Source organism: Kosakonia sp. 1610 (genome assembly GCF_050435845.1).
GTDB lineage: Bacteria > Pseudomonadota > Gammaproteobacteria > Enterobacterales > Enterobacteriaceae > Kosakonia > Kosakonia cowanii.
Genome location: NZ_JBNDKZ010000012.1, coordinates 91106 through 106106 on the forward strand (window position 1 = coordinate 91106; position 15001 = coordinate 106106).

Consider the following 15001-nt stretch of genomic DNA (forward strand, 5'->3'; position numbering starts at 1 on the left):
ATTGTTTATTGATACAGCCGCGCTTGAATAGCTATCTTTAAAAATGACTGTAAAGCCTGCTTAGGAAGAGGTATCTGAAGGAATTCTCAATTACTCAGTTGAGAGTTCCTTTTTTTCGATCGCTTACTGGTGTGTACGAATGCCTGGCGATTTTGACCGGAGCCAGTAGTGTTATAGTCATGTATAATGTGAGGTAGAGTCGTTAAACTGTGGCAGGTCGTTTTTTACTCACGCAACTGACGACACGACACCCATGCCAGTGGGGCTGTGCATCAATGTTCCAGATGAGATAATGATAAGGATGAAAATGAACTTGAGAGTTCAGGATACGCTTATACAGCAGGCTGAAAGTTCCAGTGGCCTCCTTTACCGGATGGTAATTGCGTACACGTGTTTAGCTATTCTGGTAATTTTTACTACTGCTCTGGCACAAAGCAACCATGAACACATTAACTTCTATTTTGTCGTAAACTTTTTCACAGTAATCATTCTGGCATGGTTCATAAGAAAGTCTTTCAATATTATTTCACGGGCGTCGTATGTCGCATCCTTAAGGATCGGGTTATTTCTGTTGCTTAATTCAACGCTTATTTCTATGGCCGGAGGCTTAAATGTTCTCGACAACAGTACAACGTCTGTAGTCGCAGCTATGTTATATGCTCCTGCAATAACTATTATTGCTCACAGCTTCAATAAATATATCACAGCTGTAAACAGTAACTACCTGTCGGCCGTTTCCCTGGCCTTTACTGATGAGCTTACAGGCTTGCCTAACAGGAGGCATCTCAACTTTAAGTTAAAAGAGATCGAGAATAAAAGATGTACAATATGCATAGCAGATATAGATTACTTCAAAAATATTAACGATACATGGGGTCACGAAATGGGTGACAAGATTCTGGCTTCTGTAGGGCTCAGGCTAATGAACCTGAGCAGTGATAATCTCTTCATCGCAAGGTCTGGAGGTGAGGAATTTTGTATAATCATCACAGAGGCTACTGATGCGACTGCTCAAATCAGAAATATTTGCGCGTTCCTTGAGGGGGGGTGTAACGGGGGGGTAAATATTACCCTTAGCGTTGGAGCGGCTACTAAAGAGGCTAATGAAATGTCTTCGTGGGTCATGGAAAGAGCGGATGCAGCCTTATATCAGGCAAAAAACTCAGGAAAGAATCGTATCGTATTTAATTGACTGGTATTGATGCGAATCATCTTTTTTCATTTTTCAGGAACATTAATACGCCCATTGAATAAAGAGATAACGTTAATGCTGACATGCTGTTATGTTATCAATACTAATGAAGGCGCCGCAGGTGATAATCAACCTGGTATTCGTTGGCATTTCGGAACATCACCGAATAATTAAGAAACTCCCCACTGTCGCTATACGAAACAGATGTGATACGCAGTAATGGCGTTTTTTCGGGGACATTCATCTGCTGAGCCAGCTGTTTGTCCGCCAGTACCGGCGTCAGGCTTTCATAGTTGCCGCTAATTCTGATACCGCATTCTTTCTCAATATAATCGAACTTCGACCCCTCCAGATGTAACAAAGAAAGATTTTTGAACAACTTCACGGGCATATAGCTGTCCTCCAGGATGAGTGGTTTGCCATCAACAAAGCGCAGCCGCTGAGAAAAGTAGATGCATTCACCCGGGAGTATTCGCAACTGGGTGGCGATAGCGGGCGGCGCACTCATTAGCTTGAAAATAAGAACTTTACTTGTGACTGTTCTGCCCTGCTGGCGCAGCACTTCCACTAATCCGGTGAGATTGGCTGTCTCATGGTGCACATCCTTACGAGCGACATAAGTGCCACTTCCGTGGCGTCGTATCACCAGGCCCCACGTTATTAACAATTCGATAGCCTTACGAATAGTCATTCGCGCCACACCGAACTCAAGTGCCAGTTTTTTTTCAGCCGGTAGCGGGCTTCCCACCGGATATTCCGGAGAATTAAGCCGCAGGCGCAATTTATCCGCAATAGATTTATAGATCACCTCTAGACCTCTTAATGCATGTCAGCTGTTTCATTTGGTTTTCAGATGTCCATAAAATTCAGTAAAAGTAGACCTCATTGAGAGAAATAAAACCATGAAAGTGATCACGAATTGATGTCCCTGTTAAAGTTAAACCCTCCCCGTATACCTACTCTCCCTCTCAGACCAGACTCAAAAAAACAAGGTCACTTACCCTACAGGTTGTCACATGAGGATTAAAAAATGCTCAGTCATATACAACGTTTTGGTGGCGCAATGTTTACACCGGTCTTGTTGTTTCCATTCGCCGGGATTGTGGTAGGCATCGCCATTATGCTGCAGAACCCTTTGTTCGTTGGTGAAACCCTGACAACTCCCGATAACTTATTTGCGCAAGTTGTACATATTATCGAAGAAGGTGGCTGGACAGTGTTTCGCAACATGCCGCTGATTTTTGCTGTCGGTTTGCCTGTTGGACTCGCCAGGCAGGCTCACGGGCGAGCCTGTTTAGCTGTGTTAGTCAGCTTCCTGACCTGGAACTATTTTATCAATGCGATGGGGGTAACCTGGGGCCACTACTTTGGCGTCGATTTCAACGCCGAGCCGATCGCGGGCAGCGGCTTAACTATGGTTGCAGGTATAAAGACACTCGATACCAGTATCGTCGGCGCGATTGTTATCTCCGGATTTGTCACCGCTATCCATAACCACTTTTACGAAAAGCAGCTTCCGGTGTTCCTGGGGATTTTCCAGGGGAGCTCGTTTGTGGTCATTATGGCTTTCCTGGCGATGATCCCCTGCGCCTGGCTTACGCTATTTGGCTGGCCAAAGGTTCAGATGGGGATTGAGTCCCTGCAAATATTCCTGCGTAATGCCGGCGCGCTGGGAGTCTGGGTTTATACCTTCCTTGAACGTATTCTCATTCCAACCGGCCTGCACCACTTTATCTATGGTCCCTTTGTCTTTGGCCCTGCGGTAGTAGAAGGCGGCATACAGCTTTACTGGGCACAGCATCTCCAGGAGTTTAGCCAGAGCACAATGCCGCTTAAGTCTTTATTTCCGGAAGGCGGATTCGCGCTTCATGGAAATTCTAAAGTGTTTGGCTGTCTGGGTATTGCGCTGGCACTTTACTCCACTGCCGCGCCTGAAAACCGGGCCAGGATTGCAGGGCTGTTAATACCAGCAACACTGACCGCCATGCTGGTAGGTATTACCGAGCCGCTGGAATTCACATTCCTGTTTATTTCACCTGTGTTGTTTGCTGTTCACGCCTTTCTCGCCGCTTCCATGGTGACATTAATGTACATGTGTGGTGTGGTCGGTAACATGGGCGGGGGGCTACTTGACCAGTTTCTGCCTCAAAACTGGATACCCATGTTCCATAACCATTCCTCAATGGTACTGACTCAGATTGGTATCGGCATGGCCTTCACCGGCATCTACTTCCTGCTTTTCAGGATGCTGATTCTGCGCTTCGACCTGAAAACGCCGGGCCGTGCAGAGATAGACGTGAAGCTTTACAGCAAGGCTGACTACAAGGCTTCCCGCAACCAGACTACCGCAGCGACCACAAAAGTAGCCAGACAAGACCAGGCTGCTGCATTCCTGGAAGCGCTGGGCGGCACCGGCAACATACTTCGCGTGAATAACTGCGCTACCCGCTTACGTATCACCGTTTCTGACATTGCGATGACACAAAGCGATGAGGTTTTTAAAGCGCTGGGAGCCCACGGAGTGGTGCGGCACGGCAACAGTATCCAGGTAATTGTGGGTCTGCATGTCCCGCAGGTTCGTGACCAAATCGAAACACTGATGAACGTAACTTCTTCTAGCGAAATCAAATCCATGACGGAGGCAGTACTATGAAAAAATTCTCTGTAGTCGTAGCAGGCGGTGGGAGCACCTTTACGCCGGGTATCGTTCTGATGTTACTTGCAAATCAGCACCGTTTCCCGCTGCGCTCCCTGAAATTTTATGATAACGACGGTGCTCGTCAGGAAGTCATCGCAGAGGCGTGCAAGGTCATTCTGAAGGAACAAGCTCCGGAGATTGAGTTCTGCTATACCACAGATCCACAGGAAGCTTTTACCGATGTAGATTTCGTTATGGCTCATATCCGCGTAGGTAAATACGCGATGCGCGAAAAAGACGAAAAAATCCCGCTACGCCATGGTGTGGTAGGGCAGGAAACATGCGGGCCGGGGGGAATTGCTTACGGCATGCGTTCAATAGGTGGGGTATTAGAGCTCGTTGATTATATGGAAAAATACTCACCGAATGCATGGATGCTCAATTATTCCAACCCGGCAGCGATAGTGGCAGAGGCAACCCGGCGTCTGCGCCCGTCTGCCAAAATCCTTAACATCTGCGATATGCCTATCGGCATTGAAAGCCGCATGGCTCAGATTGCTGGCCTCAAAGACCGCAAAGAAATGCGAGTGCGTTATTACGGCTTAAACCACTTTGGATGGTGGACCTCAATTGAGGATAAAGAGGGTAATGATCTCATGCCAAAAATTCGCGAGCATGTTGCTAAATTTGGCTATGTGCCTCCTACGGAGGAGGATGGTGTTGAAGCAAGCTGGAACGATACCTTCGCCAAAGCGAAAGATGTTTGGGCACTGGATCCTGATACCTTTCCGAACACCTATCTCAAATACTACCTGTTCCCTGACTATGTGGTCGCGCACTCCAATCCCGAGCGTACTCGTGCTAATGAAGTCATGGAGCACCGTGAAAAAAATGTGTTCGATTCCTGCAATGCCATCATCAAAGCCGGTAAGGCCTCTGCCGGTGAGCTGGAAATCGATGAACACGCATCCTATATCGTCGACCTGGCCACAGCCATCGCCTTTAACACTCAGGAGCGCATGCTGCTGATTGTTCCTAATAACGGGGCTATTCATAACTTCGACCCAGAAGCGATGGTTGAAATTCCTTGCCTGGTGGGTAAAAGCGGTCCCGAGCCACTGACCGTAGGAAATATTCCACAATTCCAGAAAGGACTTATGGCACAGCAGGTCGCCGTGGAAAAACTTGTCGTGGATGCCTGGGAGCAACGTTCTTATCAGAAGCTGTGGCAGGCAATTACACTTTCCAAAACAGTACCCAGCGCGTCGGTAGCTAAGGCGATCCTCGATGATTTGGTCGAAGCCAACCGTGATTACTGGCCTGAACTGCGTTAACCACACCATAAACCGGACGTAATCGTCCGGTTTATCTTCAGATGTGCTGATAGCATACGTATGATCCGGCAGTCATTACGATGCTGGTCATCCTGAACACCTTTCTTCTGCCGGCCGCCGCTGTCGGTCTGGTCCGCGCACTGACAGACGGCCGCGAATGGCGATTCATGTCAGCGATGTTCTTCTACATAGCTTATGCAGGACATCTCTTCACTATTGGGTTGATAACCCGGCTATGCTTGCTGTAGACGCGGAACTGAATGTCCGGAAGAGGCGTTATCACCGGAACGACAGACATATTTTAAAAGCGGGAGTTAGCCTGAATGACAACCTACAAAATAAAGTATGAGTACAACAGCAACGGGGAAACGCAGACAGAAGACACTCTGCTGGAATGCGATCATGAGCCTACCAGAGAAGAGCTGGAGCATGCTGCCAGCTGGGGCACTCTGATGTTTCATCGCCATGGACTGGCCCCTTGAGTATTAATAAATTCAGGAGACTTAAAAGAAGAATGACGCTGGGCTTATGGAATTCTGTTGTATATGTTGTCACACCATGCTTCATATATTAATCCTTCACAATCATCTTGTAACTGGCTGGCAGAGCCGGGATTGGAGACCTGGCGGGGCGTGACGGTGAAGATTACGGACCGATGCCTTACCATCATCGCGGACAACACCGATATGCAGGAAATGCACGAGCAGCTTTATCAGGCTAAACAGGTGGTTAAGGGGATTAAGAGCAGGATATTTACTGTGCTGAACGAGAGTTAAATAATATAAAAGCCGGGAAGATTTGATAGTCTTTCCGGCGAAATATATGAACAATTTTACTCACTGTTTTTTATTCAATAGAACTCAATTCGGCAGTCAGACAGTTGATAACTCCGCTCATCCGATAAAAAAATACTGTCTCCTATAATTTTACCAGTAAATAATCCTAGTTTTTTTGCACCCAGTTCAATCTGTTTTCGCCAACCATCAATATCCCCCTTATATGACAACGCATGTAAAAGTTCTCCAGAGGGAAGCCATAACTTACAATTCTCAGTTATGGCACCACCACTCGTTGGAACTGGAGGCTCTATTTGACTTGTCAGTTTATTAAATAGTCCATTCCCCAAGAAATTGTCATGCCCATCATCTGAGATGTAGCGATACTCTCTCCATTCGACGGGAGTTGAACCGGGAATTTCTCTCTCATCAACTTTTATCATGGTGTTGCCTTAAATAATACATTATTCAACCCAGCATTCTGAAATATAGCATTGTAATGAGCTGCTAGCTCTGGACTATTCGTATGATAAATTACATCATCAAATGCCTCTGAATATTTTTGAGCCTGAGATAACATGGTTTGTTGCTCCTTGATTGCAAAAGGTGCCCCGCCAATAGAACTTTCAGGATTGCGTAGAGACTTAGCCCAATCATCGACATATTTTGCTTCTATCGCAGTACTTTTACCCTTTATATTGACAACATGATCTGCTATTCCATTAACTCTATTTCCGTTAACAATAGCACTATATTCTCTAGCTGATTGTGGTAGCTTGCCACCATACATGTTTTGTATTTTTTCTTCATATTCTCTGGCTTTTACTTTGCAATCCATTAATCCCAGCGGATCAATATAACTTAACGGATTCGGTGCATAAACATACAGGTTTATCCCACCTTTTAGCCCTATCGGGTCCTGAACGATGAACCGCGCGGTCGCCGGGTCGTAATAGCGGAACAGGTTGTAGTGCAGCCCGGTTTCGCTGTCTGCATACTGCCCGGCGTAGCGCAGCGGCTGGTGCGTCAGGGTCGTATTTCGTGCCAGCCGCGTGAAGCCGTCTGTCTGGTGGCGGACCTCTCCGAAACTGCCATACTGACCGCTCCAGCGGAGGTTGCCTTCCACATCTGTCACTTCCAGCGGCGCACCGTTCAGGTCGGTACTGAACCAGTAGATTTCCCCGGTCCTGTCCTCCCGCAGATGGTCGACCCGCGCCAGCGGGCTCCAGACCTCGTTCGGGTCGTAAATATAGGTGCTGCACTGCCCGCCTTGATGCTGCTCCTGCAACAGGCGGTAACCCTGCCAGAGAAAACGCGTTTCACTGATGCCGTGTCCGGTGGTGATTGTCTTGCGGATGCGCCGGCCAAGCGCGTCATAATGGTAGTGCGCTTCGAAGCGCCCCTGCGGCCCCGTTCCGCGCGCGGACAGAAGGCGATTTTCAGCGTCATACGCGTAGTGTTGTTCATACAGCCCGCTGCGCCTGCGGGTCATGTTGCCCCAGGCATCGTACTGCATAAACAGGTTCTGCCAGTGCTGCAGGCGGTTATCCGTGACCGGGGCGTCAAGACAAACTTCATGTTCAAAAATGGTTAAATGTGAATTTTATGTAAATTTATGTTAAGAATTAAATCAAAAGGTTGTCTTACTTCTTTGATTTAATTGCTTTATTTTAATTTTAAAATTTGTAGTAAGTAAAACCGACATTGTCAAAAAAAGAGAATTAGGGCATGAAAATACTGTTGGCCAACATACTATCCAGATGTCATAAGCATTAATTTTCATTAAAACGGAGTTCTTATGGAATTAGAAGCTAGTGAATTCGGTGTAGTTCTGTCAGTCGATGCTCTCAAACTGTCCCGACAGTCCCCGTTAGGGATTGGGATTGGTATTGGTGGCGGCGGTGGCGGCGGCGGAAGCAGTGGCGGCCAAGGCGGTGGCTGTGGCGGTTGCAGCAACGGTTGTAGTGGTGGAAACGGTGGCAGCGGCGGAAGTGGTACACATAACCCCTAATTAACGCGCTGAATTAACCGGTCAGGGAGCATGGTGCTCCCTGATATTCAAAAGGGATTAATATGCTGAATATTCTGCCATTTGAGATAATTTCCAGAAATACAAAAACTTTACTCATCACCTACATTTCTTCGGTAGACATTTCCCATGAGGGAATGAAAAAAATCCTCGAAAACCTGCATACCCGGCGGGGTATTATCTCTGAATCCTACCTTAACGAACTACTGGATTATGAGGGTATAGACAAAGACAAAGGCAAAGAATTCCTTGTAACAACTGGCGTGATAAACAAAACTAAATCATCGGCTCTCTGGGAACATTCAGTCATAATAAGCGATGTTCCACACCTTTTCAGGAATTCACACAACCAATGGGAAGCTGATGGGATTTTGCTTTCTCATGTCCTGGACGTACAAGAACTAGATTTTGTTTTACCCACCTCAACATTAATCTGGATGCACTTTGAAAAATATGATCCAGAGATTATCCAGTCCGTTTACAAGAAATTAGAAAAAAATCATGGGGTTGCGTTCATACAAAGCTATTACCTTAAAGAGTCGTTCAGAATAGATGGGGTATATTCGCCAGAGCTTGGAACTCCATGTCATTTTTGCCACATTGAGAGGTGGTTAAACAGGGAAGAAAAAAGTTTCAGGCGCAATGAAATGTCTTGGGCCAATCTACTTAAATTAATGAAAAAACACCAAATGGCGCTGCCAGCTCTGGCTTTAAGTGAGTCAGAACGAGGGTTCAGCCAGCATTTGATCAAACGTCGGCTTCAGGAACTGATAGGCACCTCACTCGTTAAAAGTCATGTAGACACCTTCATGTCCTCTGTGAGTGCAGATTTAATTACCTGCGTTCTGAGTAAAGAGCCGGTTATTCACTGGCAGGCTTGTGGTTGCGTGGAGAGATAAAATGTCAAAACATGAACTCTCTTTGGTGGAAGTAACACATTACACTGACCCTGAAGTTCTGGATAATGTGAAGGATTTTCATGTCAGAGGGAATTTTGCCTCCCTCCCAGAATTCTCTGAAAGAACTTTTGTTTCCGCAGTACCGACGGCCCATCTTGAGAAATTTGAAAATAAAGAAATTCTTTTCAGGCCAGGCTTCAGTTCAGCAGTGAATATCTCCCCTTCACTTCATTTCAGCAGGGAAAGATATCTATCCGGAATCGGCTTTGACGACAGAAATAAATGTTCTGTTCGCACTATTGAAAAGCTGCTCATTAATGCGTTCAGTTCTCCTGATCCAGCCTCTGTCAGGCGACCTTATCCTTCAGGAGGTGCTCAGTACCCGGTTGAGGTTTTTTTATGCCGATTGTCTGAAAACACAGAAAACTGGCAGACCGGAACTAACGTTTATCACTATTTGCCACTAAGCCGGGCATTAGAGCAGGTCGCTGCGTGTGATACTCAGGAGCTTTACCGAAGCTTGTCCGGTGGAGATGCAGAACGTCTCGGCAGACCCCATTTTGCTCTTGTCTATTACGTCATTTTTGAAAAAGCTTTGTTTAAGTATCGGTACAGAGGTTACAGAATGGCCTTAATGGAAGCAGGTTCAATGTATCAGAACGCGGGATTGGTTGCAGATCAAATAGGGCTGAGGAACCGCGTATGGGCGGGATTTACTGATTCATACGTAGCAAAAACCATGAATGTTGACCAGAGGACAGCCGCACCGCTGATTGTTCAGTTTTTTGGAGATGTCATCGATGATTAATGTCTATAGTAACCTGATGTCTGCATGGCCCGCCACAATGGTGATGAGTCCAAAGCTGAACCGAAACATGCCCACCTTTTCCCAGGTATGGGACTACGAGCGAATTGCGCCAGCCAGTGCTGCTGGTGAAACACTGAAGTCGATACAGGGAGCCATAGGTGAATACTTTGAACGCCGCCATTTTTTTAATGAGATCGTAGCTGGAGATGAAAAAACATTAAGCGAAATGATGGCTCCTTCAGCAGCAGATGCTTTTACAGAAGCGTTTGTTCAGACTTCCTCATTGACAGAGGAGGCGGTCAGAACCCACAGATTCAAGACCACTCGCGCCTTCAATCTGTTTAGTCTGGAGACACAAGAAATACCAGCAGTTATTATTGCTCTCGACAATATTACAGCCGCTGATGACCTGATATTTTATCCTGACAGAGATACATGCGGATGTAGCTTTCATGGTAATTTAAACGATGCTATGGACGGTGCCCTATGCGAGTTTATGGAAAGGCAATCGTTACTGCTATATTGGTTGCAGGGAACAGCAAATAATGAAATTTACGGAGAAATTAAAACAGGGATCAATTATATAGACGAAATTTTATTAGCCCTCAGATCCGAAGGCAAACTGAAAATTTTCGACATCACCCTACCCGGAGCACCAGGACACGCAGTTCTGACGCTTTATGGTACAACAAATAAAGTCAGTCAGATAAAATATAGTACCGGATTATCCTATGCCGGTAGTCTGGAAAAAGCCCTGTGTAAATCTGTAACAGAGCTATGGCAATCATATATATGTATGCACAACTTCCTTATTGGGGGCTATACCGATGAGGATATCATTGACAGCTATCAGCGCCATTTTATGTCATGCAATAAATATGAGTCATTTACTGATTTGTGCGAAAATACCACGCTGCGGCATCCGGGTGTCATAATGTCTCTTGAAAACCATACTTTAGAAGATGACTTGCTTAGCTATCTCGAGAAAATATCTGGTAATATTTTTGTATACTATGCAAGAGAAAGAATGAGCGACCATCTTGTCTGGTATACAAAGATAATAAGTCCTGACTTTTTCCTTCATATGAATGGTTCAGGAGCAATAAATCTTAACAATAAACTATACCGTGCCGGAAACGGTATTAAAAAAAGAGAGTCTAAAATGGTTCCCTTTCCATAAGGATATATTGTGGCGACATTAAGAATGACAGTTATTTTTCTAATGGAACAAATTAGAACACCTTTTAGCATAATATGGACAATTATGTCTCCTACCGTATTGTTCTTTTTTCTTCATTTTGACGAAATTGAACGGCATTTCGGCGATACCTTATGGCTGGGGCACCAGGTATCTTGGTTCTTAGGTTATATTTCATTTTCTGTTGTTCTTTTTAATTACTGTCTGTATCTGACAGGCAGAAGAGAAAGTGGTTTTATTGCTACGTTTGTGCACAGTATGGAAGGCCGGTTATTGTTTATCCGTTCTCAGTTGATGGCCTCCCTTATCATGTCAGTTCTATATATATTATTTTTTATTACAGTCGTACTCATTGGCTTCCAGGCGCTGCCAGACTCTCAGACGGCTGTACTAATTTTAAAAACAATATGCATAAATGTGATAATGATGATTTCCTTGACGTTTATGGCATCATTACGTGTGACTTTTCAGACGGCCAGTACTATCTATTCCGTGTTGATAACGGTGTGTATGGTTTTAGGGATCGTATCATTAAGATATAATGACGGACTCGTTTACTGGATTAACCTCATAAATCCGATTACCATATACTCCACACTTCTCCAGCCTAACCTTGAGTTATCTTTTATCACTATTTTCGTCTATAGTCTAATGTTCATTATAAGTCTGATTTCAGCTCTGACCTTCAAAACAGAACCTGTGTGGAGCTCTCAATGACCATACCACTTTTAGAGATTAACTCCCTTAACTTTTCATATAAAGGCCATCCCCCCATATTCAATAACTTGTCGCTTGAAATAGAGCAGGGGGGGCTGATAGGTCTGCTTGGAGAAAATGGAGCTGGAAAAACCACTCTCTTTAACATAATCAAGGGGGGGATCGGCGATTATGAAGGAACTGTCAAACGTTACTTTGCTGGTGATGAAATGGTAAGCCTGCCTCAGGTAATAAATCTTTCCGGGACGCTCAGGAATGAAGAAGTTTTCGATTTAATTTGCTGTTTTAATAAATTGACAAAAAAGCAGGCGTGGGCACAACTTAACAGTAAGTGGAATGATGATTTTTTTATCCGGTATGAAAAAATAAGGCATAAAAGGACATATACGGTGAGTTATGGTGAAAAAAGATGGTTGATAATATCACTAATGTTAACTCTCTGTAAGAATGCCCGCTTCTTTTTGCTTGATGAACCAACTGTTGGTATTGACATTCAATACAGGATGATGCTGTGGGATCTTATTAACGAAATTACCGCTGATGGGAAAACTGTTTTTTTCTCAACACATATATTTGATGAGCTTACCAGAGGGTGTATTCCATTCTACATGTTGTCGAAGAATAGTATTAAGCGGTATACTGATATGGACGCTTTCATTCAAGCGAACAACGAATCTACGCCAGAAAAGGCTTTTATCAAAGAAATCATGGGGCCAAGGAGTTAATTGATGGAGATTACTGGTAAGAAAATAACAAAGCGACAACTGAATGAGACAAGAGTTTTGAATGCTAGCTACTATAATTGTATATTTGAACGTATTCAATTAGATAATGTAAATCTTCGTGATTGTGAGTTTGAAAAGTGTCGTTTTATAAACTGTTCATTGAAAAGCCTGAAGCTCGATTTTTTTAAACTTCTCGATTGTGAGTTTGAAAAATGCTTACTGCAGGGGATTAACGCATCTGACATTATGTTTCCCTGTACATTTTCTCTTAATAACTGCGAAGTGAGATTTATTGAGTTAGTCGGCTTGCGACTGCAGAAATCGAGCTTTTTATCTACCAGCTTCAGGGATTGCTTGTTTGAAGAAACCGATCTTCGTAAATCTTATTTTACCGGTTCGGAGTTTTGCAATACCGAGTTCAGGCATTGTGATCTATCTAATTGTGATTTTTCATTGACTGATGGTCTTGACTTAAATCACGAAATAAATAAGATTATTTCTATAAGGATCCCTCAAGATGCAGGCTCAAAAATCCTCAAAAGGATGGGGATTGTTATTTCATGATTCTGGTTGGATATTGCGAATTCACTCGGTGCGACATTTACTTAAGCTGTTTACACTTTCAATCATCGTCATAAATGATGATATTAAGAAGGTTGATTAACAAATTTAAGTTAATTGTACAAATATTTTTATGTAAGATTAATAGACAATTTATCTATTTCAAATGAGATGAGCTGGCTCCTGTATTTCACCAGTTACGGCCTGTCCAGATTGGTTCTGGCTTTCTCGCTGGCAACGTTTATTCATACAACCACTAGGACGATTGTCTTCAGTCGCTGCGCTCATTGCGCTCTTGGTCATCAAAGGTCACAAATGACGCTGGACATAATGAATGTACGTTAAGCCTGTTTTTTGAACAGGCTTCGCTATTGCAATAAGACAAAATCTCGCGCTCTCGATAATGCACTTTAAAGAAAAAGCATGACTGTAAACAGGTAGTTAAACCTATTTAGATCTTTATACTTTTCTGCTGTGCAAAAACCATAAGGTCTTTTATATTTTCAATAGACGCTGTCGGGCTTTGCTTTACCTTTTCGATAAGTAACTCAAGGTTTGTAGCTTCTTCACCGAAATATTCATCTTCCTCTTCTTGTGTTCCCTCATCATACTTAAGGACGTCTGTGCTCTCAAAGGACTTATCAAGTGACTGGAATAAATCCATGTCATTTGTACTACTAATGTATTTACATAAGTAATACAACGCACCGAATGCATTTTGAGCAACATTGCCTTCAGTTTCTGGGTAATCATCACTGTCTGGGCCAAGCATTGCCTTTTTTTTCACGTCTTCCAGATCAATGCTCGCACCTGAAAGATAATTGACCAGTCTGTCCAGACTGGTTCTGAAATCGCTCGACAGATTTTCATTGTAATATTTATCGAATTTTTCTAAGCAAATTACCTGCCGCTGGAGGTTACAGAGCGCGACAATAATCTTCTCTCTTTCTGAAAATCCTTTCAGGATATTGATATATTCAGGGATATATTTATCAAGAATCATGTTAAGGACACCCTTTAAGCCTGTTGCGGCTGCGTTTTCCTGATTTCGGTGTATCGGTTGTCACACCATGCTCATGCATTAATCCTTCGCAATCAAGGCAGACTCTTCTTGATGCGTCGATATGCTCAATGTCGGAGACATTTTTCATTGTAGTCTCCTCGGCATGTGCATCGCCTCTGATAACATTCACGTTATTTTCTTTCGCCCATACACGCTGCACAGGAGGTACAATACGTTCGCTGGATGCGAGATGATAGTTACCGCTGCTGTCTACACCTATAGCAGTAGTTTTACGACCCTGGACATATTCATCAAGCAAGCTGTGTACTTCCCTGACCATTTCCTGAAATTTTGTCAGTGTCAGGCCTAACGCATCAATCCACCCTAGTGGATTTGGCGCGTACTGGTACAGATTCCACCCACCACTTAATCCAATCGGGTCCTGAACGATGAACCGTCCGGTCTGTGTGTCTTAATAGCGGAACAAATTGTAGTGCAGGCCGGTTTCGCTGTCAGCATACTGCCCGGCATAGCGCAGGGGCTGGTGCGTAAGCGTGGTGTGCTGTGCCAGCCGCGTGAAGCCGTCGGTCTGATGCCGAACTTCGCCGAAGCTGCCGTACTGCCCGCTCCAGCGGAGGCTGCCTTCTTCGTCTGTCAGTTCCAGCGGTGCGCCGTTCAGGTCGGTACTGAACCAGAATATCTCCCCGGTCCTGTCCTCACGCAGATGGTCAATCCGCGCCAGCGGGCTCCAGGCCTCATTCGGGTCATAAATACAGGTGCTGCACTGCCCGCCTTCATGCTGCTCCTGCAACAGGCGGTAACCCTGCCAGAGAAAACGCGTTTCACGGGTGCCGTGCCCGGTGGTGACCGTCTTGCGGATGCGCCTGCCGAGCGCGTCATAATCATAGTGAGCTTCAAAGCGTCCCTGCGGCCCCGTTCAGCGGGCAAGTAGGGTGCGTGCAGCTGCACAGGAAATGGTGTTAACGCCATTAACTATAATGATAGTGCCACTAAGCACGCCCAGCTGAGTCATGGTGGTCATCATCATAATCCCGTCGTAGATAGCCACGCTGCCACTGCAGATTTGATGTAACCGTTGATTTCGTTCTCCTCCCTGACGA

General features: G+C 44.8%; 13 protein-coding genes and 3 pseudogenes. 9 read left to right on the forward strand and 7 right to left on the reverse strand.

The genetic code is table 11. The annotated features are described in order from the left end of the window. Window positions 1–253 precede the first annotated feature (253 nt). Entirely contained in the window at window positions 254–1192 is a 939-nt protein-coding gene (locus ABIC80_RS22010; protein WP_429178571.1) for a GGDEF domain-containing protein, read from the forward strand. A 103-nt stretch (window positions 1193–1295) separates the two neighbouring features. Here ABIC80_RS22010 and ABIC80_RS22015 read toward each other — a convergent pair whose 3' ends face one another. Further along, window positions 1296–2000: a GntR family transcriptional regulator gene (locus ABIC80_RS22015; protein WP_429178572.1), complete on the reverse strand. Its 705-nt coding sequence runs from the start codon at window positions 1998–2000 to the stop codon at window positions 1296–1298. Between the two features lie 222 nt (window positions 2001–2222). On the opposite strand from ABIC80_RS22015, the gene ABIC80_RS22020 reads away from it, so the two are divergent. Both ABIC80_RS22020 and ABIC80_RS22025 read left to right on the forward strand, forming a co-directional pair. Continuing rightward, the gene (locus tag ABIC80_RS22020; RefSeq protein WP_429178573.1) at window positions 2223–3845 is read left to right on the forward strand and encodes an alpha-glucoside-specific PTS transporter subunit IIBC; all 1623 of its coding nucleotides are present in this window, start codon (window positions 2223–2225) and stop codon (window positions 3843–3845) included. After that, complete coding sequence (locus tag ABIC80_RS22025; protein ID WP_429178574.1) at window positions 3842–5164, forward strand: 6-phospho-alpha-glucosidase; 1323 nt, start codon at window positions 3842–3844, stop codon at window positions 5162–5164. The genes ABIC80_RS22020 and ABIC80_RS22025 overlap by 4 nt, the downstream gene beginning before the upstream one ends. 850 nt (window positions 5165–6014) lie before the next feature. On the opposite strand, the gene ABIC80_RS22030 is transcribed toward ABIC80_RS22025, so the two are convergent. Both ABIC80_RS22030 and ABIC80_RS22035 read right to left on the reverse strand, forming a co-directional pair. After that, a complete protein-coding gene (locus ABIC80_RS22030; RefSeq protein ID WP_429178575.1) occupies window positions 6015–6383 on the reverse strand; it encodes a hypothetical protein in 369 nt (122 codons plus the stop codon). After that, a pseudogene (locus ABIC80_RS22035) lies at window positions 6380–7498 on the reverse strand (RHS repeat domain-containing protein); the annotation flags it as partial. The gene ABIC80_RS22030 and the pseudogene ABIC80_RS22035, both read right to left, overlap by 4 nt. A 240-nt stretch (window positions 7499–7738) precedes the next feature. On the opposite strand from ABIC80_RS22035, the gene ABIC80_RS22040 reads away from it, so the two are divergent. From ABIC80_RS22040 to ABIC80_RS22065, 6 genes are all read left to right on the forward strand, one after another. After that, complete coding sequence (locus ABIC80_RS22040) at window positions 7739–7951, forward strand: microcin B17 family TOMM (protein WP_429178576.1); 213 nt, start codon at window positions 7739–7741, stop codon at window positions 7949–7951. Between the two features lie 62 nt (window positions 7952–8013). After that, window positions 8014–8868 (forward strand): McbB family protein, encoded by an 855-nt coding sequence (locus ABIC80_RS22045; protein WP_277170594.1) that lies wholly within the window; start codon window positions 8014–8016, stop codon window positions 8866–8868. A gap of 1 nt (window position 8869) precedes the next feature. Then, complete coding sequence (locus ABIC80_RS22050; RefSeq protein ID WP_277170595.1) at window positions 8870–9676, forward strand: SagB/ThcOx family dehydrogenase; 807 nt, start codon at window positions 8870–8872, stop codon at window positions 9674–9676. Further along, entirely contained in the window at window positions 9669–10856 is a 1188-nt protein-coding gene (locus tag ABIC80_RS22055) for a YcaO-like family protein (RefSeq protein WP_429178577.1), read from the forward strand. Before ABIC80_RS22050 ends, ABIC80_RS22055 begins: the two co-directional genes overlap by 8 nt. Window positions 10857–11587: 731 nt before the next feature. Continuing rightward, window positions 11588–12316, forward strand: a complete 729-nt coding sequence (locus tag ABIC80_RS22060) for an ATP-binding cassette domain-containing protein (protein WP_429178578.1) — start codon at window positions 11588–11590, stop codon at window positions 12314–12316. Window positions 12317–12319: 3 nt separating this feature from the next. After that, window positions 12320–12880, forward strand: coding sequence for a pentapeptide repeat-containing protein (locus ABIC80_RS22065; protein ID WP_429178579.1), 561 nt, complete (start codon window positions 12320–12322; stop codon window positions 12878–12880). 448 nt (window positions 12881–13328) lie between these two features. Here the strand turns inward: ABIC80_RS22065 and ABIC80_RS22070 are convergent, their stop codons facing one another. The 4 genes and pseudogenes from ABIC80_RS22070 to ABIC80_RS22085 form a co-directional block, all read right to left on the reverse strand. Then, window positions 13329–13880 carry a hypothetical protein gene (locus ABIC80_RS22070; RefSeq protein ID WP_429178580.1) on the reverse strand — a complete coding sequence of 184 codons (552 nt, stop codon included), beginning with the start codon at window positions 13878–13880 and terminating at the stop codon, window positions 13329–13331. A gap of 1 nt (window position 13881) precedes the next feature. After that, window positions 13882–14220, reverse strand: a complete 339-nt coding sequence (locus ABIC80_RS22075) for a hypothetical protein (RefSeq protein WP_429178585.1) — start codon at window positions 14218–14220, stop codon at window positions 13882–13884. A 17-nt stretch (window positions 14221–14237) separates the two neighbouring features. Further along, a pseudogene (locus ABIC80_RS22080) lies at window positions 14238–14814 on the reverse strand (RHS repeat-associated core domain-containing protein); the annotation flags it as partial. 3 nt (window positions 14815–14817) lie between these two features. Next, window positions 14818–15001 (reverse strand): annotated as a pseudogene (locus ABIC80_RS22085) (hypothetical protein); the annotation flags it as partial.

What these genes read in the sequence shown, in the direction of transcription:
- ABIC80_RS22025 (WP_429178574.1), top strand. Translation starts at nt 3,842, where the DNA reads ATGAAAAAATTCTCTGTAGTCGTAGCAGGCGGTGGGAGCACCTTTACG.
- ABIC80_RS22075 (WP_429178585.1), bottom strand. Translation starts at nt 14,220, where the DNA reads ATGGTCAGGGAAGTACACAGCTTGCTTGATGAATATGTCCAGGGTCGT.
- ABIC80_RS22070 (WP_429178580.1), bottom strand. Translation starts at nt 13,880, where the DNA reads ATGATTCTTGATAAATATATCCCTGAATATATCAATATCCTGAAAGGA.
- ABIC80_RS22045 (WP_277170594.1), top strand. Translation starts at nt 8,014, where the DNA reads ATGCTGAATATTCTGCCATTTGAGATAATTTCCAGAAATACAAAAACT.
- ABIC80_RS22010 (WP_429178571.1), top strand. Translation starts at nt 254, where the DNA reads ATGCCAGTGGGGCTGTGCATCAATGTTCCAGATGAGATAATGATAAGG.
- ABIC80_RS22040 (WP_429178576.1), top strand. Translation starts at nt 7,739, where the DNA reads ATGGAATTAGAAGCTAGTGAATTCGGTGTAGTTCTGTCAGTCGATGCT.
- ABIC80_RS22065 (WP_429178579.1), top strand. Translation starts at nt 12,320, where the DNA reads ATGGAGATTACTGGTAAGAAAATAACAAAGCGACAACTGAATGAGACA.
- ABIC80_RS22030 (WP_429178575.1), bottom strand. Translation starts at nt 6,383, where the DNA reads ATGATAAAAGTTGATGAGAGAGAAATTCCCGGTTCAACTCCCGTCGAA.
- ABIC80_RS22060 (WP_429178578.1), top strand. Translation starts at nt 11,588, where the DNA reads ATGACCATACCACTTTTAGAGATTAACTCCCTTAACTTTTCATATAAA.
- ABIC80_RS22020 (WP_429178573.1), top strand. Translation starts at nt 2,223, where the DNA reads ATGCTCAGTCATATACAACGTTTTGGTGGCGCAATGTTTACACCGGTC.
- ABIC80_RS22055 (WP_429178577.1), top strand. Translation starts at nt 9,669, where the DNA reads ATGATTAATGTCTATAGTAACCTGATGTCTGCATGGCCCGCCACAATG.
- ABIC80_RS22050 (WP_277170595.1), top strand. Translation starts at nt 8,870, where the DNA reads ATGTCAAAACATGAACTCTCTTTGGTGGAAGTAACACATTACACTGAC.